This window comes from Bradyrhizobium sp. Tv2a-2 (assembly GCF_000472425.1).
Lineage (GTDB): Bacteria > Pseudomonadota > Alphaproteobacteria > Rhizobiales > Xanthobacteraceae > Bradyrhizobium.
Map to the genome: position 1 here is coordinate 254733 of NZ_AXAI01000011.1, position 18725 is coordinate 273457.

General features: G+C 63.0%; 19 protein-coding genes. 14 read left to right on the top strand and 5 right to left on the bottom strand.

Annotation, left to right across the window (positions count from 1 at the left end; all coding sequences use genetic code 11):
• Positions 1 to 34 precede the first annotated feature (34 nt).
• Positions 35 to 541: a DUF3455 domain-containing protein gene (locus A3AI_RS0124005; RefSeq protein WP_024518029.1), complete on the bottom strand. Its 507-nt coding sequence runs from the start codon at positions 539 to 541 to the stop codon at positions 35 to 37.
• Positions 542 to 674: 133 nt separating this feature from the next.
• Positions 675 to 1886, bottom strand: a complete 1212-nt coding sequence (locus A3AI_RS0124010) for an NADP-dependent isocitrate dehydrogenase (RefSeq protein WP_024518030.1) — start codon at positions 1884 to 1886, stop codon at positions 675 to 677.
• A gap of 352 nt (positions 1887 to 2238) precedes the next feature.
• Here A3AI_RS0124010 and A3AI_RS0124015 point away from each other — a divergent pair, with 352 nt between their 5' ends.
• Together A3AI_RS0124015 and A3AI_RS0124020 are read left to right on the top strand one after the other, a co-directional pair.
• Complete coding sequence (locus tag A3AI_RS0124015; RefSeq protein WP_024518031.1) at positions 2239 to 3435, top strand: TrmJ/YjtD family RNA methyltransferase; 1197 nt, start codon at positions 2239 to 2241, stop codon at positions 3433 to 3435.
• 182 nt (positions 3436 to 3617) lie between these two features.
• Complete coding sequence (locus A3AI_RS0124020) at positions 3618 to 4112, top strand: GlcG/HbpS family heme-binding protein (RefSeq protein ID WP_245286943.1); 495 nt, start codon at positions 3618 to 3620, stop codon at positions 4110 to 4112.
• Between the two features lie 52 nt (positions 4113 to 4164).
• Here the strand turns inward: A3AI_RS0124020 and A3AI_RS0124025 are convergent, their stop codons facing one another.
• The gene (locus tag A3AI_RS0124025) at positions 4165 to 4821 is read right to left on the bottom strand and encodes a TetR/AcrR family transcriptional regulator (RefSeq protein ID WP_024518033.1); all 657 of its coding nucleotides are present in this window, start codon (positions 4819 to 4821) and stop codon (positions 4165 to 4167) included.
• 231 nt (positions 4822 to 5052) lie between these two features.
• Between A3AI_RS0124025 and A3AI_RS0124030 the strand changes: the two genes are divergently transcribed.
• The 7 genes from A3AI_RS0124030 (at position 5053) to cynS (ending at position 11497) form a co-directional block, all read left to right on the top strand.
• Positions 5053 to 5595 carry an OsmC family protein gene (locus tag A3AI_RS0124030; protein ID WP_024518034.1) on the top strand — a complete coding sequence of 181 codons (543 nt, stop codon included), beginning with the start codon at positions 5053 to 5055 and terminating at the stop codon, positions 5593 to 5595.
• Between the two features lie 43 nt (positions 5596 to 5638).
• A complete protein-coding gene (locus A3AI_RS0124035) occupies positions 5639 to 6772 on the top strand; it encodes an acyl-CoA dehydrogenase family protein (protein ID WP_502685761.1) in 1134 nt (377 codons plus the stop codon).
• Between the two features lie 58 nt (positions 6773 to 6830).
• Positions 6831 to 7709, top strand: a complete 879-nt coding sequence (locus A3AI_RS0124040; protein WP_024518036.1) for a sulfurtransferase — start codon at positions 6831 to 6833, stop codon at positions 7707 to 7709.
• An 81-nt stretch (positions 7710 to 7790) separates the two neighbouring features.
• Positions 7791 to 9173: a CmpA/NrtA family ABC transporter substrate-binding protein gene (locus A3AI_RS0124045; protein ID WP_024518037.1), complete on the top strand. Its 1383-nt coding sequence runs from the start codon at positions 7791 to 7793 to the stop codon at positions 9171 to 9173.
• 55 nt (positions 9174 to 9228) lie between these two features.
• The gene (gene ntrB, locus A3AI_RS0124050) at positions 9229 to 10068 is read left to right on the top strand and encodes a nitrate ABC transporter permease (RefSeq protein WP_024518038.1); all 840 of its coding nucleotides are present in this window, start codon (positions 9229 to 9231) and stop codon (positions 10066 to 10068) included.
• Between the two features lie 9 nt (positions 10069 to 10077).
• Complete coding sequence (locus A3AI_RS0124055; RefSeq protein WP_024518039.1) at positions 10078 to 10986, top strand: ABC transporter ATP-binding protein; 909 nt, start codon at positions 10078 to 10080, stop codon at positions 10984 to 10986.
• Between the two features lie 22 nt (positions 10987 to 11008).
• Positions 11009 to 11497, top strand: a complete 489-nt coding sequence (cynS, locus tag A3AI_RS0124060) for a cyanase (protein ID WP_024518040.1) — start codon at positions 11009 to 11011, stop codon at positions 11495 to 11497.
• A gap of 130 nt (positions 11498 to 11627) precedes the next feature.
• Here the strand turns inward: cynS and A3AI_RS0124065 are convergent, their stop codons facing one another.
• Complete coding sequence (locus A3AI_RS0124065) at positions 11628 to 11951, bottom strand: DUF1476 domain-containing protein (RefSeq protein ID WP_024518041.1); 324 nt, start codon at positions 11949 to 11951, stop codon at positions 11628 to 11630.
• 325 nt (positions 11952 to 12276) lie between these two features.
• Here A3AI_RS0124065 and purC point away from each other — a divergent pair, with 325 nt between their 5' ends.
• From purC to A3AI_RS0124085, 4 genes are all read left to right on the top strand, one after another.
• On the top strand, positions 12277 to 13044 hold the full coding sequence (gene purC, locus A3AI_RS0124070) for a phosphoribosylaminoimidazolesuccinocarboxamide synthase (RefSeq protein WP_008974302.1): 768 nt from the start codon (positions 12277 to 12279) through the stop codon (positions 13042 to 13044).
• A 13-nt stretch (positions 13045 to 13057) separates the two neighbouring features.
• Positions 13058 to 13297 carry a phosphoribosylformylglycinamidine synthase subunit PurS gene (purS, locus tag A3AI_RS0124075; RefSeq protein ID WP_024518042.1) on the top strand — a complete coding sequence of 80 codons (240 nt, stop codon included), beginning with the start codon at positions 13058 to 13060 and terminating at the stop codon, positions 13295 to 13297.
• Positions 13297 to 13998 carry a phosphoribosylformylglycinamidine synthase subunit PurQ gene (gene purQ, locus A3AI_RS0124080; RefSeq protein WP_024518043.1) on the top strand — a complete coding sequence of 234 codons (702 nt, stop codon included), beginning with the start codon at positions 13297 to 13299 and terminating at the stop codon, positions 13996 to 13998. The genes purS and purQ overlap by 1 nt, the downstream gene beginning before the upstream one ends.
• A gap of 125 nt (positions 13999 to 14123) precedes the next feature.
• Positions 14124 to 15725, top strand: a complete 1602-nt coding sequence (locus A3AI_RS0124085; protein WP_024518044.1) for an ABC transporter substrate-binding protein — start codon at positions 14124 to 14126, stop codon at positions 15723 to 15725.
• A gap of 25 nt (positions 15726 to 15750) precedes the next feature.
• On the opposite strand, the gene A3AI_RS0124090 is transcribed toward A3AI_RS0124085, so the two are convergent.
• Entirely contained in the window at positions 15751 to 16224 is a 474-nt protein-coding gene (locus tag A3AI_RS0124090; protein WP_024518045.1) for a PaaI family thioesterase, read from the bottom strand.
• Positions 16225 to 16489: 265 nt separating this feature from the next.
• On the opposite strand from A3AI_RS0124090, the gene purL reads away from it, so the two are divergent.
• Entirely contained in the window at positions 16490 to 18706 is a 2217-nt protein-coding gene (purL, locus tag A3AI_RS0124095) for a phosphoribosylformylglycinamidine synthase subunit PurL (protein WP_024518046.1), read from the top strand.
• The last annotated feature ends 19 nt before the right edge of the window (positions 18707 to 18725 follow it).

Here is an 18725-nt window from a genome sequence, read left to right on the forward strand (position 1 = left end):
AGTCTTGAGGTATCGAACGACCGCTGCGGCCGTCTCAGCCTTTGCGCAGGAAGACGTAATCGGCGGTGTAGGGCATGGCCCGGCTATCGCCCGCGCGGTCGCAAGGCCCGCCCATCTGGCCGCCGACCGTGTTGAGCCGCTGCACCATGCTGACGTCGGCCAGCGTGCCGCCGCTGCCGCGATGGGTGGTGACCTCGAGCTTCAGCCAGGCGATGTCGTTGGCGGTCTTGCCGGGCGCGCTGGCCACGGCCTTGCCGACCACGGCGCTGCCGTCATTGAGCTCCCAGGTCGGGCCGGCATAGTGCTTGCCGGCGATCTTGCCATCGGCAATCAGCGTCGCCTTGGGCTCGCGGAAGGTCCAGACGAGCTTGCCGTCAGAGCCCGCCTTGCATTCGTAGATCTGCTCGCCTTCCGCATGCGCCGTGAGCACCGGCACGGTGCCGGGCGCAGCGAGGGCGTCGGGAATGGAATCGGCGGCCAAGGCGGGGCCGGCAAGGAGCGGCAGGAGAACGGGAAACGTCGCGATCTTCGTCAGCCGCATGGGTGGTCCTTGGTTTGACTCCGTCATGCCGAGGCGCACGGTAGCGCGAACACCTGTATCTCGAGGTTCCGGGATCGATGCTTTGCATCACCCCGGAACAACCGTTTGTCGGATTAGAGCGACGATGGCGCCCTTACGCCATCGCTTTTTCGAGATTGCCGGCGACCTTGTCGAGGAAGCCGGTGGTCGAGAGCCAGCGCTGGTCGGCGCCGACCAGGAGCGCGAGGTCCTTGGTCATGTAGCCGTCCTCGACCGTGCCGACGCAGACCTTCTCCAGGGTGTCGGCGAACTTCGCCAATTCCGGATTGTTGTCGAGCTTGGCACGATGGGCGAGGCCACGGGTCCAGGCGAAGATCGAGGCGATCGAGTTGGTCGAGGTCTCCTTGCCCTTCTGGTGCTCGCGGTAGTGCCGGGTGACGGTACCGTGGGCGGCCTCGGCTTCCACGGTCTTGCCATCGGGGGTGAGCAGCACCGAGGTCATCAGGCCGAGCGAGCCGTAGCCCTGCGCCACCGTGTCCGACTGCACGTCGCCGTCGTAGTTCTTGCAGGCCCAGACATAGCCGCCCGACCATTTCAGCGCCGAAGCCACCATGTCATCGATCAGGCGGTGCTCGTAGGTCAGGCCCTTGGCGTCGAATTCCTTCTTGAACTCGCGGTCGAAGATGTCCTGGAAGATGTCCTTGAAGCGGCCGTCATAGACTTTCAGGATGGTGTTCTTGGTCGAGAGATAGACCGGGTAGCCGCGCATCAGGCCGTAGTTCAACGAGGCGCGGGCGAAATCGATGATGGAATCGTCGAGATTGTACATTTCCATCGCGACACCGGCGCCTGGCGTCTTGAACACTTCGCGCTCGATCACCGTGCCGTCCTCGCCGACGAACTTCAGCGTCAACACGCCCTTGCCGGGGAACTTGATGTCGGTGGCGCGGTACTGGTCGCCATAGGCATGGCGGCCGATGATGATCGGCTTGGTCCAGCCGGGCACGAGCCGCGGAACGTTCTTGCAGATGATCGGTTCGCGGAAGATCACGCCGCCGAGGATATTGCGGATGGTGCCGTTCGGCGACTTCCACATTTCCTTGAGGTTGAACTCCTTCACCCGGGCCTCGTCAGGGGTGATGGTGGCGCACTTAACGCCGACGCCGACCTTCTTGATGGCATTGGCGGCATCGATGGTGACCTGGTCGTTGGTCTGGTCCCGGTATTCGATCCCGAGGTCGAAATACTGCAGATCGACGTCAAGGAACGGGTGGATCAGCTTGTCCTTGATGTACTTCCAGATGATCCGGGTCATCTCGTCGCCATCGAGTTCGACGACGGGGTTGGTCACCTTGATTTTTGCCATGATCGATGGGGCCTTTCGGGATCAATGCGCTTGAATAGCAGCTTTGCGGGAATTATCCGCGGGGCGTCATAGCACTGCCAAACGGCGTGCGGAAGGTGAGGGGTTATGCAGTTTCCGCCCATCTTTTGGCTGAGCAGGTCCATCTTCGCTGGTTGGTCCGGCGAGAGGGGACTTCGGGTTTACCGGGCTTGACGGAGGCTCGTTCCTCGATTCAAAAGGCGAATCTAACCTCATATTTTGCTTGAGTCAGTGCCGTTTGGCAGGCAATCGAGGGAGATCCTCGCCACTTGAATTAGCGTGTGCAAGGCCCGACTCAACACCTTGAAATCTGACCGGAAAGCGATCCAGCGCCGTGAGCGGCACCGACAAGACCAAGTCTGGCCTTGACCTGAAAGGCCCTGTGATCATCCTGGTCGAGCCGCAGCTTGGCGAGAATATCGGCATGACCGCTCGCGCCATGGGCAATTTCGCGCTATCCGAGCTGCGCCTGGTCAACCCGCGTGACGGCTGGCCGAACGTCGCCGCCCAGCGTGCCGCCGCCGGTGCCGACCACATCATCGACAATGTCGAGCTGTTTGCCACGGTCGAGGAGGCGGTCGCCGACCTCGACCTCTTGCTCGCCACCACCGCCCGCGCCCACGACCAGGCCAAGCCGGTGCTGGGGCCGGAGGCGGCCGCGAGCGAGATCGTCTCCCATATCGGCGGCGGCGGCAGAGCCGGCATCCTGTTCGGACGCGAGCGCTGGGGGCTGATGAACGACGAGGTGGCGCGCGCCAACCGCATCGTCACCTTTCCGGTCAATCCAGGCTTCGCCTCGCTCAACCTTGCGCAGGCTGTGCTGCTGATGGGTTATGAATGGTTCAAGCTGTCGACCACAAACGCTCTGCCTTTCGAGAAGCCCGAGCGCTCGCCGCCGGCCTCGCAGCACCAGATCGATGCTTTCTTCGCGAACCTGGTGCGGGAGCTCGACAAGGTCGAGTTCCTGCGTCCGGCGGAGAAGCGCGACACCATGCTGGTGAACCTGCGCAACATCTTCACCCGCATGGAGCCGAGCAAGCAGGACATGCACACGCTGCACGGCGTGGTGATGGCGATCGCGGAAGGGCGGAAAGGGCCGGCCAAGGGCGGCGTGCTCGACGGCGAGCAGGCGACCCGCCTAAGGGCGCTGCTCGCCGAGCACGGCCGCGGCATGCCCGCCCATGAAAGCGGCACGGTGCGTGGGCTCGCCCGCCTGCTCCGCCGCAACCCGACCGATGCCGAGCGGATGCTCTGGCAGGCCCTGACCCGCGATCGCCGCTTCGCTGGCAGCTTCAAGCGCCAGACCCCGATTGGCCGGCACATCCCCGATTTCGTTTCCTTCGTGCACCGGCTCGCGATCGAGCTGGTCAACGAGGGCGAGACGGAGACCATCGCCCAGGACCGCGCCACGCGCCGCGCGTGGTTGGAAGACCGCGACTACCGCGTCATCGAGATGAAGGTCGGCGATGTCGAGCGCGATCTGGAGCAGGAACTCGCGCGACTGCAGGCGAGCCTTTTGCAGCCGAAATAATCGCACTTTGCCGCAGGGGTCATTTCACTGTTATCGCCGCCCGCTTCGATGTGTTCGCAAGAGTTTCCTTCCAAGATTTCCTTGCGGCGGATCATGATTGAATGCTGGTGGTTGCCGGCGGATTAATCCGTGGCCGCGGGGGTTCAATCCTTTGCGCGAAACGAAACAACCTTAGGGAGGAAATGATGCGCCGTGCCAGTCTCGGGTTATTCGCCTTTGTATCCTTGTCCATCGTCACGCCCGCCTGTGCACAGGCGCCGCTTAGCGAAAAGAACGTCTCGATGGGGCTGTCGCTGGCCATCATCCAGGGCGCGCTCGATCAGTGCGCCAAGGACGGCTACAAGGTCTCCGTCGTCATCGTCGACAAGGGCGGCAATGTCGCGGCCTCCGTGCGCGGCGACGGCACCGGTCCGCATACGCTGGAATTTGCGCGCATGAAGGCCTACACCGCACGCACCCGCAACCAGCCCTCGCTCGCGACCCAGAAGCAGATGGAGGACCCGGCCTTCGCGTTCCTGCGCCAGATTCCGAATGTGGTCGGCGTGGGCGGCGGCGTGCCTATCCACGCCGGCAACGAGGTGATCGGCGGTGTCGGCGTCTCAGGCGCGCCGGGCGGCGAGAAGGATGAGGTCTGCGCCAATGCCGGGCTCGCGAAGGTCGCGGATGCGTTGAAGTAGGGGGCTCTCTCAGTCGTCCTGCGCAAGTGCAGCGCGACCGCGACGGCAGGATCTAAACCGCCACTAACTCCGCTGCCGCGTTCGCGCGGCGCTTCTTCTTCGCCGGCTCGAACAGCGAGCCGGCGGCGAGGCCGGCGGTGTCGGCGACGTCAGGATTGCGCGAGACCATGGCGGCGACGATGGCGCCGTCGATCAGAAGCGCGAGTTGATGCGCGAGCATCTCCGGCTCGGCGGCGCCCATTTCGCTTGCGAGCTTTTCGATGTGCGCCAGCACGACCTTCTTGTGGCGCATCGCGATGTTGCGGAACTGCTTCTGGTCCTTGTCATGCTCGCCGACGGCATTGATGAAGGGACAGCCGTAGAAACGCTCCTCGCCGAACCAGCTCTTCAGCGCCGGGAATATCCGCGTCAATTTGGTCTGGGCATCGCCGCCGCCGGCCTCGATCGCGCCGATGAACCATTCGCGCCACTGCTTGCCCTCGTTCTCCAGCACTGCGTGCACGAGGTTGGTCTTGGAGCCGAACAATTTGTAGAGCGTGGTTTTCGCGGTTCCGGCTTCCCCGATGATCGCATCGATCCCGGTGGCGTTGATGCCGTTCTTGCAGAACAGATGCGTCGCCGCGCTGAGCAGGCGGCCGCGCGCCGACTCTTCATCGCCGGTAACGGCACCCGCTTTCTTCTTTGACAGTGATTTGCCCGTCTTGACCATGCGCCCAGTAAATCGAACCACAGGGAAATCATCAAGCCCGCATCTTTCTGCGCTCAAAATAATCGCGGCGAGACAGCAATTGCATCGGCATTGAGCAAGCGGCCCCTGATCAATTCCAAGGCAGCCCTCCCTAACCATCGATAACGCTTTGCCTTTTGTTTTCGGTGCCCTCTGGCACGCTTCGTGCAGGAAACAGACCGTTCGGTATCCTGCCTCTAGGGAGAAAACCTGATGACCGCGGTCGCTCAGAAAACTGCACTCACCGGCTGCCTTGCCCCGATCGACAAGAACGGGCTCGAGCAGCTGATCGCCAACGGCAAGGCCAATCCCAAGGTCATCAAGACCTTGAAATGCAAGACGGTCGCCGAAGGCAAGTTCCGTCACGCCAACTATATCCGCAACCTGCCGCCCTACATTGTCGACGAGCCGCCGGGACTTCTGGGCGACGACACCGCGCCCAATCCATCGGAAGCCTCGCTCGCCGCGCTGGGCTCGTGCCTGGCGGTCGGGCTGCATGCGAACGCTGTTCACCGTGGCTGGACCGTCAACAAGCTCGAGCTGGAGCTCGAGGGCGATCTCAACATCACCGCGGTGTGGGGCACCGGCGACGTCAGCGAGAAGCCGGTCGGCTTCACCGACGTCCGCGTCAAGGTCGACATGGAGTGCGAGGGCATTCCGGAGGCCGATGTCGCCGCGCTCGTCCAGCACGTGAAGAAGTGGTCGCCGGTTGCGAACACGTTCACGCGGCCGGTCAATCTCGAAGTCGGCCTCTAAAAACCACGCCCCAGCGAAGCGGAGGGTCCCCATGGGTGGATTGGTGGGCGCATTGGGTTCATCGGCTGCAACGGCTCTTGCCATTCACGAGGATGGCGGGACCTCCGCGACATCGCTTGCGGACGTCGTGGGGTCGATCGCGCGCAAGCAGCTTGCGCCCCTGGCCGGCGCGATCGACGAGGGAACGGTCTATCCGGAGGAGGTGCTTCGCCGCCTCGGCGAAGCCGGTGCCTGGGGCAGTCATGTCCCGCAGGACGGCCCCGCCGACCTGCGTTGCGCGATCGAGGCGATGGCGGCGATCGGCGAGGTCTGCGGCGCCACCGCCTTCATGGCGTGGTGCCAGAACACGCTGGTCTGGTACGTCGCCAATTCGACCAACCTGAAGCTCGCAAGGCGCTTCGGCGACAGTTTTGCCGCCGGCAGGCTGCTCGGCGGAACCGGGCTGTCGAACCCGATGAAGAGCTTCTTCGGCATCGAGAAATTGAAACTCAAGGGCCGCAAGGTCGACGGCGGCTATGTCGTGCGCGGTGCGCTGCCCTGGGTCTCCAATCTTGGCCCCGACCATTTCTTCGGCACCATCTTCGAGCGCGAGGATGCGCCGGGCGAGACGGTGATGTTCCTTGCCGACTGTGCCGACCCTGCCATCACACTGCAGCCCTGCAAGCCGTTTCTGGCGATGGACGGCACCGGCACCTATGGCGTGCAGTTCCGCGACGTCTTCGTGCCCGATGAACTGATCTTGGCCGAGCAGGCAGCGCCGTTCGTGAAGAAGATCCGCGCGGGCTTCATCCTGCTGCAGGCCGGCATGGCGCTTGGCCTGATCAAGGATTGCATCGACGTCATGGACCAGGTCGGCTCGCCGCTCGGCCATATCAACCGATACCTTCCGCAGCAGCCGGTGCAGTTCAAGGAGCTGTTTTCGGAGCTCGAGCGCGAGACCATGGCGCTGGCGCGCGATCCGCTCAATCCGGATGAGACCTACTGGCGCCGGGTGATCGCGCTTCGGCTGCGCGCAGGTGACGCCTCGGTCGCAGCCGCGCATGCAGCGATGCTCCATTGCGGCGCGCGCGGTTACCTGAAGAGCCATCGCGCCCAGCGTCGCCTGCGCGAAGCCTATTTCGTCGCCATCGTCACGCCGGCCACCAAGCAGCTTCGCAAGATGCTTGCCGACGCCTGACCTCAAACGAAGTTCGATTTCTACCCCTGCTGAAACCACAACTAAGGAGAGGCCTGCCATGACGGACGTCTTGATCTCTGCCAGCGAACTCGCCGATCTCTTGACCAAGGAGCCGTGTGTCATCATCGACACCCGTAATCCCGATGCCTATGGTGCGGGGCACCTGCCTTTCGCCGTCAATGTGCACGAAATCTTCACTTACCTCGCGACCTCGACGCCAGAAGGCATGAGCGAGCTGAAGACCAAGTTCGCCGATGCCTTCGGTGCGGCGGGACTGTCGGGCAAGGAAACCGCCGTCATCTACGAACAGTCGATGAACTCCGGCTTCGGCCAGTCCTGTCGCGGCTATTATCTGCTGACCATGCTCGGTTATCCCAAGGTGAAGGTGCTGCATGGTGGCTACGATGCCTGGATCGCCGCGGGCTTACCGACCACCAAGGATGTGCCGTCGCCGGCGGCGGCCGGCTTTGCGATCGTGCCTGAGGCAGGCGACATCCTGATCGACGCCAGGGCGATGCTGGCCGCCGTTGGAAAGCCCGGCATTGCCATTCTTGACGTACGCGATGTCGATGAGTGGATCGGCGATAGCTCGTCGCCGTACGGCAAGGATTTCTGTCCTCGCAAGGGCCGCATCCCCGGTGCGGTGTGGCTTGAATGGTACCGCATGATGAAGCCGACCGGCGAAGGTCCGCGCTTCAAATCCAAGGATGAGATCCTCGCGGAATGCGCCACCGTCGGCATCGGCCAGAGCACGCCGGTCTACCTCTACTGCTTCAAGGGCGCGCGTGCCTCCAACACCTTCCTGGCGCTGAAGAACGCCGGCGTGAAGGACGTGCGGATGTATTTCGGCTCCTGGAACGAATGGTCGCGCGATCCCGCGCTGCCGATCGAGGAGGGGCTGCCGATTGCTGCCGCCGTGACGAGCAAGGCGGCATAGAACCTGCATGTTTTTCGTCACCCGGCCGCACAAATCTGCGGCCGGGCGGTGAAAGGACGGCCGACTGGCCGAGGGAAGGGCATGGCGATTTTTGACGATCCTTTTGATGCCGAGCGCGATATCGCGCCAGCTTGTGTCTGCGGGCAGCATCGATCCGCGGCCGAGCACGAGCAGGCGACGCTTCAACTGCGCTGCGAGCCGGCTGAGAGCGAGGAGAAGCGCTATGAGAGCGTGGTGGCGTCGGCCGTCATGCGCGCGGTGTTCCCGCAGGATGCGGCGCGGCGTGCGTTCCTGAAATCGGTAGGGGCTTCGACCGCGCTTGCGGTGCTCTCGCAATTCTTCCCGTTGAAGATGGCTGCCGAAGCGTTCGCCGATGCGGGCACGCCGGAAAAGAAGGATCTCAAGGTCGGCTTCATTCCGATCACCTGCGCGACCCCGATCATCATGGGCGCACCGCTCGGCTTCTATGCCAGGCACGGGCTCAATGTCGACGTGGTGAAGACCGCGGGCTGGGCGGTCATTCGCGACAAGACCATCAACAAGGAATACGACGCCTCCCACATGCTGGCGCCGATGCCGATCGCGATTTCCCTCGGCCTTGGCGCGCAGCCGATTCCGTTCGCGGTGCCGGCGATCGAGAACATCAACGGGCAAGGGATCACGCTTGCGATCAAGCACAAGGACAAACGCGATCCCCGGAACTGGAAGGGCATGAAGTTTGCCATCCCCTTCGACTATTCCATGCACAACTACCTGTTGCGCTATTATCTCGCCGAGCACGGGCTCGACCCCGATACCGACGTGCAGCTGCGCGCGGTGCCGCCACCGGAGATGGTCGCCAATCTCCGTGCCGACAACATCGACGGCTTTCTCGCGCCCGACAATATCTGCCAGCGCGCGATCTATGACGGCGTCGGATTCCTGCACGTCCTGTCCAAGGAGATCTGGGACGGCCATCCCTGCTGCAGCTTTGCCGCCAGCCGCGAGTTCATCGCGACGGCGCCGAACAGCTTTGCGGCGCTGACCCGCGCCATTGTCGATGCCACCGCCTATGCCTCGAACGCGGAGAACCGCAGGCAGATCGCGGAGGCGATCGCACCCGCCAATTACATCAATGCGCCGGTGACGGTGCTGGAGCAGGTGCTCACCGGCGCCTATGCCGACGGGCTCGGTGGCATCAAGACCGATCCCAAGCGGGTCGATTTCGATCCCTTCCCCTGGCAGTCCTTCGCGGTCTGGATGCTGACCCAGATGAAGCGCTGGGGCCAGATCAAGGGCGACGTCGATTACAAGACGGTGGCCGAGCAGGTATATCTCGCGACCGACACCAGGAAGCTGATGCATGAGATGGGGCTTAGTCCGCCCGCGACCGTCTACAAATCCTTCTCGGTAATGGGCAGGACGTTCGATCCCGACAAGCCGGACGATTATCTCGCCGGCTTCAAGATCAGGAAGGCGTCGTGAGGAGGACTGCCGCCGCTGTGTCCTTACCTCGCCCTGCGCAAGCGGGGAGAAGGAGATGAGCGCCTCTCTTCGTCTCCGCGCAGCGGTCGTCTCGATCGCACTGTTTTTGGCCTTTCTCGCCGTCTGGCATCTCGCCACGCGCAGTGCCGGGCCGGCGGCGAACATGAGTCCCGAATACGCCAAGCTGATGGGCGCGACCGCGACACAAGGCAAGTCGGCGATGCCCGGGCCGCTCGATGTCGGCGAAAAACTCTGGGAGCATCTGCGGCGGCCGTTCTATGACAACGGGCCGAACGACAAGGGACTCGGCATCCAGCTCGGCTATTCCATCGCACGGGTCGGCCTCGGCTATCTGCTCGCCGTCGTCATCGCCATTCCGCTCGGCTTCCTGATCGGCATGTCGCCGCTGATCAGCCGCGCGCTCGATCCGTTCATTCAGATCCTCAAGCCCATCTCGCCGCTCGCCTGGATGCCGCTTGCGCTCTACACGATCAAGGATTCCGGCCTGTCGGCGATCTTCGTGATCTTCATCTGCTCGGTGTGGCCGATGCTGATCAACACGGCCTTCGGTGTGGCCGGCGTCCGCAAGGAATGGATCAATGTCGCGCGCACGCTCGAAGTCGGCACGATCAGGCGTGCCTTCACCGTGATCCTGCCGGCCGCGGCGCCGACCATTCTCACGGGCATGCGCATTTCCATCGGCATCGCGTGGCTCGTGATCGTTGCCGCTGAAATGCTGGTCGGCGGCACCGGCATCGGCTACTTCGTCTGGAATGAGTGGAACAACCTCTCGATCGTCAATGTCATCATCGCGATCTTCCTGATCGGCCTGGTCGGGATGCTGCTCGACCAGGTTCTCGCTCGCGTCACGCGGCTCGTCACATTCCCGGAGTGAGTCCGCGCCATGACCGATAAATTCATCTCCATCGAAGGCATCGCCAAGCGCTATCCGGGCGCAGATGGCACGCCCGCCGTGTTCGAAAATCTCTGGCTGTCGATGGCGCGCGGCGAATTCGGCTGCGTCATCGGCCATTCCGGCTGCGGCAAGACCACCGTGCTGAACATCCTCGCCGGCCTCGATGCGCCGAGCGAGGGTGTGGTGATCGTGGACGGCCAGGAGATCGAAGGGCCAAGCCTTGACCGCGCGGTGATCTTCCAGAGCCACGCGCTTCTGCCCTGGCGCACCGTGGTCGGCAACGTCGCCTATGCGGTGAGTTCGAAATGGCGGAGCTGGGATCGCACCAGGGTGAAGGCCCATGCGCAACGCTTCATCGATCTGGTCGGCCTGAACGGTGCCGAGCACAAGCATCCGTCCGAACTGTCAGGCGGCATGAAGCAGCGCGTCGGCATTGCGCGCGCGCTCTCGATCATGCCCAAGATCATGCTGATGGACGAGCCGTTCTCGGCGCTGGATGCGCTGACCCGCGGCACGCTGCAGGACGAGGTCCGCCGCATCTGCCTTACGACCGGGCAGACCGTGTTCATGATCACCCATGATGTGGATGAGGCGATTTACCTTGCGGACAAGATTTTTTTGATGACCAATGGTCCCGGCGCGGTGCTGGCGGAGATCGTCGAAAATCCGCTGCCGAAGGATCGCACACGCGACGGCCTGCACCGCCATCCGCTGTATTACGCGCTGCGCAACCACATCATCGATTTCCTGGTGAGCCGCAGCAAGGGCTTTGCGTCCAGGACGCCCGATCATGATTCGCGCAAGGTGCCGGTGGTGCGGATCGGCAAGCCGGAGCCGACTATCGTGTCCGCGCTGGAGGTGATTGAGTCCACCTCGACGCAGGCGATCGCCCGTTAACGTGAAGAAGGGAGACAAGGAAATGAAACGAGCCGACCTCACCGAAAAGCTGCTCGACATCAAGCGCGAGAAGGGCTGGAGCTGGCAATATATCTGCGAGAAGATCGGCGGCTATTCCGAGGTGCTGATCGTCGGTGCGATCCTGGGCCAGATGAAGCTGACCAAACCGCAGGCCGCCAATGCCGGCGAACTGTTCGGGCTGTCGAAGACCGAAACGGCGATGTTGAACGAGACGCCGATGCGCGGGGAAGGCATATCGATGCCGCCGACCGATCCCCTGATCTACCGCTTCTACGAACTTGTGATGATCAACGGGCCGGCCTGGAAGGCGCTGATCGAGGAGCAGTTCGGCGACGGCATCATGTCGGCGATCGATTTCGACATGGTGATGGAACGCCTGCCCAACCCGAAAGGCGACCGCGTCAAGATCACGATGTCGGGAAAATTCCTGCCGTATAAATATTACGGCGCAAGCGGCAACGTACCGGAGTATGGCTTCAAGGAGGGGTGACGTTGGCATCGTCATCCCGGGGCGATACTAAGCATCGAACCAGGGTGCGCAATTGCGCACCTGAGAATCTCGAGATTCCGGGTTCGCGCCGAAGCGCGCCCCCGGAATGACCGCGAGAGAGCTGCCGCCTCTAAACCCCCGCCTTGATCTGCGCGACCGCGGCGGCCAGGAGCTCATTCATCCGGCTGCGAAGCTCGTCCTCGCTGATGGCGATGCCCTTCGCGGCGAGGTCGGACATGATCTTGCGGACGACGCCTTCGTCGCTGGCGGCATCGATTTCGGCGGTGACCACGGCCTTGGAATAGTCGGCTGCGGCATCGCCCCTCATTCCGAGCTTTTCCGCCGCCCACAGGCCGAGCAGCTTGTTGCGCCGCGCCCCGGCCTTGAACTTCAATGCCTCGTCATGGACGAACTGAGTCTCGAAGGCTTCTTCCCGTTTGTCGAAGGTGGTCATGGGACAGGTTCCCGGCCTTGGCCCTAAACATGATCCCGGCGCGTCATTGCGCGGGGACCGTTGCGAAACTAAATATCCGGAATGTCTAGCTGAAACAACGGTCACAGGGTCGCAAGCGGAGTGTCAGCGGAAGGGGGTAAAACTCACCCCGAAAGGACCGGATCGATTGTGCTTGATAGGCCAATCGGATAGGTTGCCTTGAGGCTCGGTTCTTGTTCTGTTTCCTAGGGTTCCAGGCCACCACGGCAGCTCCGTCGTGGGTTGTAATCCCAGTCACCCGGAGCACACCAGATTCATGGACTTCAACAACACACGGTACATCCCCATGAGCCGTCGACGTCGTATTTATGAAGGCAAGGCCAAGGTTCTCTACGAAGGGCCGGAGCCCGGTACCCTGATCCAGCACTTCAAGGACGATGCGACTGCGTTCAATGCCAAGAAGCACCAGGTGATCGAGGGCAAGGGCGTCCTCAACAACCGGATTTCGGAGTACCTGTTCCAGCACCTCAACGACATCGGGGTGCCGACTCACTTCATTCGCCGCCTCAACATGCGCGAGCAGCTGATTCGTGAGGTCGAGATCGTGCCGCTCGAGGTGGTGGTGCGGAATGTCGCGGCCGGCTCTCTGTCGCAGCGGCTCGGCATCGAGGAAGGCACCCAGCTGCCGCGCTCGATCATCGAATTTTATTACAAGAACGACCAGCTCAACGACCCCATGGTGTCGGAAGAGCACATCACCGCCTTCGGCTGGGCCACGCCGCAGGAGATCGACGACATCATGGCGCTCGCCATCCGCGTCAACGATTTCTTAACCGGCCTTTTCCTCGGCATCGGCATCCGCCTGGTCGATTTCAAGATGGAATGCGGCCGGCTGTTCGAGAACGAGATGATGCGAATCATCGTCGCCGACGAGATCTCGCCCGATTCGTGCCGGCTGTGGGATATCAAGTCCAACGAGAAGCTCGACAAGGACCGGTTCCGCCGCGATCTCGGCGGGCTGCTGGAGGCCTATACCGAGGTTGCCAAGCGGCTCGGCATCCTCATGGAAAACGAGCGCCCCGCGGGCTCAGGCCCCGTCCTGGTGAAGAGCTGAGGAGACGAGCGACGTGAAGGCACGTGTCACCGTTACGCTGAAAACGGGCATTCTCGATCCGCAGGGCAAGGCCATCGAAGGCGCGCTGAAATCGCTCGGCGTCGATGGCGTTGCCAGCGTCCGCCAGGGCAAGGTGTTCGACATCGAGCTTGCGGGCGCCGACCGCGACAAGGCCGAAGCCGCGCTGAAGGAAGCCGCCGACAGGCTGCTCGCCAACACCGTGATCGAGAATTATCGGGTCGAATTGCTCTGATGAAGGCCGCCATCCTCGTCTTCCCCGGCATCAATCGCGAGCGCGACATGGCGCGTGCGCTCAAGCTCATCTCGGGACATGAGCCCGCGATGGTCTGGCACGCCGAGACGTCGCTGCCAGCGGGCACCGATCTCGTCGTGGTGCCGGGCGGCTTCTCCTATGGCGACTATTTGCGCTGTGGAGCGATTGCCGCGCGCGCGCCGATCATGGACGCGGTGCGTGGCTACGCGGCCAAGGGTGGCCTTGTGCTCGGGGTCTGCAACGGCTTCCAGATCCTCTGCGAATCCGGGCTGCTGCCCGGCGTGCTGATGCGCAATGCCGGGCTTAGATTCATCTGCCATGACGTGCACCTGCGGGTCGAGCGGTCCGATACGCCGTTCACGCGCGGCTACAACGCGGGCCAGGTGATCCGCGTGCCGGTTGCCCATGGCGAGGGCAATTACGAGGCGGATGAAGAGACGCTGAAGCGCCTCGAAGGCGAGGGGCGCGTGCTCTACCGCTACTGCTCGCCGCAAGGCGAGGTGGACGAAGCCGCCAACATCAACGGCGCTGCGCATTCGATTGCCGGCATCGTCAATGATGCAGGTAACGTTCTCGGCATGATGCCGCACCCGGAAAACCATGTCGAAGACATCATGGGGTGCACCGACGGCCGCGGCCTGTTCGCCGGCCTCGTCGCCCATCTGGATCGTGCGGCGTAAATAAGCAGCAGCGCTGTCGATCCTGGCGCACTACAGGTGACGGCCTAGCGCGCCGCTGGCTGGCCTGAAACTTGCTCCCGAGTCTCTGTTTGCCACGGGCGACAGGGTTACACGGGAGACTTCACATGCTCATTCGGAAGGCAATCGGCGCGCTTGCGCTCACCGCCGCGTTACTTGGCGGCCAGGCCGCAAATGCCGAGACCACGCTGCGCATCGCCATGACAGCCGCCGACATTCCGACCGCAACCGGCATGCCCAACAACGGTTTCGAGGGCATGCGCTTCATGGGTTATCCGATCTTTGAGGGGCTCGTGCTATGGGATCTGACCCGCACCGACCAGCTCGCGACGCTACGTCCGGGCCTCGCAGAGAAGTGGGAGCAGTCCGAGGACGGCAAGACCTGGATCTTCCATCTGCGCCATGGCGTGAAATTCCATGACGGTACCGAATTCAACGCCGATGCGGTGATCTTCAATCTGGACCGCTATTTCAATGCAAGCAGCCCGCAATATGAGCCGGCTACCTCGGGAATCACCAAGGCGCGCGTGCCCTTGATGGCGAGCTACAAGAAGGTCGACGACTACACGGTCGCGATCACGACCACGCGGCCGGCGTCCTACTTCCCCTATATGGCGGTCTATATTCTCTTCACCTCGCCTGCCTCGTTCGAGAAGGCCGGTCACGATTGGGCCAAGGTCGCGACCTTGCCCGCCGCCGGCACCGGGCCTTTCAAGATCACGCGCATTGTGCCGCGGCAGGAGGCGGATCTGGCGCGCTGGGACCAATATTGGGACAAGAGCAAGCTCGCCAAGGTCGACAGCGTCGTGCTGATGCCGATCCCGGAGGCCAATTCGCGGCTCGCGGCCTTGCGCTCCGGCCAGGTCGACTGGATCGAGGTGCCGCCGGCCGATGCGATCGAATCGCTGAAATCCGCAGGCTATGTCATCACCACGGGGTCATATCCGCACGACTGGCCCTGGCTGTTCAACATCGGCGCGACGAATAGTCCTTTCAAGGATGTGCGTGTGCGCCAGGCGCTGAACTATTGCATCGACCGCAAGGGCCTGGTGGAACTGCTCAACGGCACTGCCGAGCCCTCCGTGGGCTGGCTCAAGACGAGCGATCCCGATTTCGGCAATCCAGAGAACCGCTACAAGTTCGATCCCGCCAAGGGCAAGGCGCTGCTTGCGGAGGCCGGCTACACACAGGCCAAACCGCTGTCGTTCAAGGTGATGATCTCGAACTCCGGATCGGGGCAGATGCTGCCGCTGCCGATGAACGAGTACCTGCAGCAGAACCTGAAGGAAGCCTGCGGCGTCGATGTGGATTACGACGTCGTCGAGTGGCAGGTGCTGCTGACGGCAGGACGTGCAACGCCCGACAGCCCGAGCCTGCAGGGCGCGATGGCGCTCAACATTTCATCGCCGTCGTCAGATCCTGGCGTGATGGCACGCTATTTCTCGTCCGCCAATTTCGCGCCGAATGGCTTCAATTTCGAACAATGGAAGGACGATCTGTTCGACCAGTCGCTGAAGTCGATCGAGGTCGAGACCGATCCGAAGGTGATCACAGCGGCCTATCGCGAGGCGCATGAGCGGCTGGTCGATGACCCGCCCTGGCTCTTTATCGTCCACGACCTCAACCCGCGTGCGATGAGCCCGAAGGTCAAGGGATTCGTGTCGCCGCAGTCCTGGTTCGTGGACCTGACCCTGGTCAGCAAGCAGTAGCGATCACACGGAGAGACGGGGCCTGTCAGGCCTTCGCCGGCTCTCTGCGTTTCACCCGCTTGATGGTGCCGGAGAAGGTGAACAGCCGCCGCTCGCCGGATCTGAGCTCGCCACGAACGAAGATCAGTGAGCCGCCGGCGCGGGTGACCTCGCCGGCGCATTCGATCAATTCGCCCTCGCGTGCGGCATCGAGAAATTCGCTGGCAAAGGATACGGTCACGGCCGGCCCGTTCAGCTCGTGGCTTGCAAGCGCAAACAGGCAATAGTCCGCGAACGTCATGAAGCAACCGCCATGGACGTTGCCGGCGCCGTTGAGGTGCTTCTTTTCGACCCGGAATGCGCAGCGCACGCGCCCGTCGGCTTCCGTCCGGTGCCAAAACGGGCCGGTGTGAGACTCGTAGCTGTCGCGGGTCCAGGTGCGCCAGCCCTTGAATTCGCCCTCGGTCGCAACATGCAGGTCGGGGCGCTGGACGGGGGCAGGTTTAGTGATGTCGTGCAAGGGAAAGGGCCTTCAAATTCGGGTTCCGGCTCCTTAAATCCGATCCGACAGCATTCCGCAAACCCCTTGTCCCGGCAAAGCTCTGGACAGCAGGAAAATGGGCCCTAAAAGGCCTTTTCCGGCCGCTTCGATCTTTCTAATACGGCTGTCGGACGGACGGAATTTCGAGCCCCGCCGGCGGGGTTCGCAAGTGACCTCCTTTGGCGTCTGGTTGGGCGTTAAGGGGAGAAACCGAGACATCGTTCCCGCGGGACCACTTAAGCTCATGCGAACCAACGAACCGCAGATCACCCCCGAAGTCGTGGCCTCCCACGGGCTGAAGCCGGACGAGTATGAGCGGATCCTGAAGCTGATCGGACGGGTGCCAACCTTCACCGAGCTCGGCATCTTCTCGGCGATGTGGAACGAGCATTGCTCGTACAAATCCTCGCGCATCCATTTGCGCGGGCTCCCGACCAAGGCGCCCTGGGTGATCCAGGGCCCCGGCGAGAATGCCGGTGTGATCGACATCGGTGACGGCCAGGCCGTCGTGTTCAAGATGGAGAGCCACAACCACCCGAGCTATATCGAGCCCTACCAGGGTGCGACCACCGGTGTCGGCGGCATCTTGCGCGACGTCTTCACCATGGGCGCGCGGCCCATCGCCTGCCTCAACGCGTTGAGCTTTGGCGCGCCCGAGCATCCCAAGACCCGGCACCTCGTCTCCGGCGTGGTCGCCGGCGTCGGCGGCTACGGTAATTCGTTCGGCGTGCCGACGGTGGGCGGGCAGGTGCGTTTCCACAGCCGCTATGACGGCAACATCCTGGTCAATGCGATGGCGGTCGGCCTCGCCGATGCCGACAAGATCTTCTATGCCGCCGCGTCCGGCGTGAACATGCCGATCGTCTACCTCGGCTCCAAGACCGGGCGTGACGGCATCCACGGCGCTTCCATGGCCTCGGCCGAGTTCGACGACGATTCCGCTGAAAAGCGCCCGACCGTGCAGGTCGGCGATCCCTTTGCCGAAAAGCTTCTGCTCGAGGCATGTCTGGAGATCATGGCCAAAGGCTGCGTGATCGCGATCCAGGACATGGGCGCGGCCGGCTTGACCTGTTCGGCGGTCGAGATGGGCGCCAAGGGCGATCTCGGCGTCGATCTCGATCTCGACGCCGTGCCGACGCGCGAAACTGGCATGAGCGCCTACGAGATGATGCTCTCGGAAAGCCAGGAGCGCATGCTCATGGTGCTCAAGCCCGAGAAGGAGAAGGAGGCCGAGGCGATCTTCAAGAAGTGGGGCCTCGATTTCGCAGTCGTCGGTTACACCACGCCGAGCAAGCGTTTCCGCGTCAAGCATGGCGGCGACGTCATGGCCGACCTGCCGATCAAGGAACTCGGCGACGAGGCGCCGGTCTACGACCGTCCGCATGTTGCATCTCCCGTCCTGCCAATCGTTCACGCGCGCGACGTCGCGCCGCCGATCGGCATCACAGCCGCGCTGGACAAGCTGATCGGAACGCCAGAGCTCGGCTCCAAGCGCTGGGTGTGGGAGCAATATGATCACGTGATCCTCGGCAACACCGTACAGCGTCCCGGCGGCGATGCGGCGGTGGTGCGCGTGGAAGACGGGCCGAAGGGGCTTGCGCTGACCGTCGATGTCACACCGCGCTATTGCGAGGCTGACCCGTTCGAGGGCGGCAAGCAGGCCGTCGCCGAAGCGTGGCGCAACATCACCGCGGTCGGCGGAAAGCCGCTTGCGATCACCGACAACCTCAATTTCGGCAATCCGGAGCGGCCCGAGATCATGGGCCAGTTCGTCGGCTGCCTGAAGGGCATTTCCGAAGCCTGCCGCGCGCTGGATTTCCCGGTCGTGTCCGGCAACGTCTCGCTCTACAACGAGACCAATGGCCGCGCCATTCTGCCGACACCCTCAATCGGCGGCGTCGGCGTGCTCGATGACTTCACCAAATCGGCGAGCCTTGCCTTCAAGGCCGAAGGTGAGGCGATCTTGTTGATCGGGGACACCCAGGGCTGGCTGGGCCAATCCGTCTATCTGCGCGACATCTGCGGCCGTGAGGAGGGCGCACCGCCGCCGGTGGATCTCTTGGCCGAGAAGCGCAATGGCGATGTGGTGCGCGGCATGATCCGCTCGGGGACTGCGACATCGGCGCATGATCTCTCCGATGGCGGTCTCTTGATCGCGCTTGCCGAGATGGCGATTGCCAGCGGTATTGGCGCGCGCCTGCTGGCTGCGCCGGCTGCAATCGTGTCGCATGCCTATTGGTTCGGAGAGGACCAGGCGCGCTATCTCGTCACAGTGCCGGAGACAGAGGCGGGCCTAGTGTTGGCGAAGATGCGCGGTGCGGGCGTGCCCTGCACGCGGGTCGGCACCACTGGCGGTGACGCGATCGTGATCGCGGGCGAGGAGCCGGTTGAAGTCTCTTCGCTCAAGACGGCGTTCGAAGCCTGGCTTCCGACCTATATGAGCGCCGGCAGCCAAGCTTAAGCTTGGCTCATGGCAGATC

Coding starts and splice junctions, on each gene's coding strand:
- A3AI_RS0124020 (WP_245286943.1), top strand. CDS start 3,618: ATGATGCGCCGTGCCAGTCTCGGGTTATTCGCCTTTGTATCCTTGTCC.
- A3AI_RS0124040 (WP_024518036.1), top strand. CDS start 6,831: ATGACGGACGTCTTGATCTCTGCCAGCGAACTCGCCGATCTCTTGACC.
- purL (WP_024518046.1), top strand. CDS start 16,490: ATGCGAACCAACGAACCGCAGATCACCCCCGAAGTCGTGGCCTCCCAC.
- A3AI_RS0124025 (WP_024518033.1), bottom strand. CDS start 4,821: ATGGTCAAGACGGGCAAATCACTGTCAAAGAAGAAAGCGGGTGCCGTT.
- A3AI_RS0124085 (WP_024518044.1), top strand. CDS start 14,124: ATGCTCATTCGGAAGGCAATCGGCGCGCTTGCGCTCACCGCCGCGTTA.
- purC (WP_008974302.1), top strand. CDS start 12,277: ATGAGCCGTCGACGTCGTATTTATGAAGGCAAGGCCAAGGTTCTCTAC.
- cynS (WP_024518040.1), top strand. CDS start 11,009: ATGAAACGAGCCGACCTCACCGAAAAGCTGCTCGACATCAAGCGCGAG.
- purQ (WP_024518043.1), top strand. CDS start 13,297: ATGAAGGCCGCCATCCTCGTCTTCCCCGGCATCAATCGCGAGCGCGAC.
- A3AI_RS0124045 (WP_024518037.1), top strand. CDS start 7,791: ATGGCGATTTTTGACGATCCTTTTGATGCCGAGCGCGATATCGCGCCA.
- A3AI_RS0124065 (WP_024518041.1), bottom strand. CDS start 11,951: ATGACCACCTTCGACAAACGGGAAGAAGCCTTCGAGACTCAGTTCGTC.
- A3AI_RS0124010 (WP_024518030.1), bottom strand. CDS start 1,886: ATGGCAAAAATCAAGGTGACCAACCCCGTCGTCGAACTCGATGGCGAC.
- A3AI_RS0124055 (WP_024518039.1), top strand. CDS start 10,078: ATGACCGATAAATTCATCTCCATCGAAGGCATCGCCAAGCGCTATCCG.
- A3AI_RS0124005 (WP_024518029.1), bottom strand. CDS start 541: ATGCGGCTGACGAAGATCGCGACGTTTCCCGTTCTCCTGCCGCTCCTT.
- A3AI_RS0124030 (WP_024518034.1), top strand. CDS start 5,053: ATGACCGCGGTCGCTCAGAAAACTGCACTCACCGGCTGCCTTGCCCCG.
- ntrB (WP_024518038.1), top strand. CDS start 9,229: ATGAGCGCCTCTCTTCGTCTCCGCGCAGCGGTCGTCTCGATCGCACTG.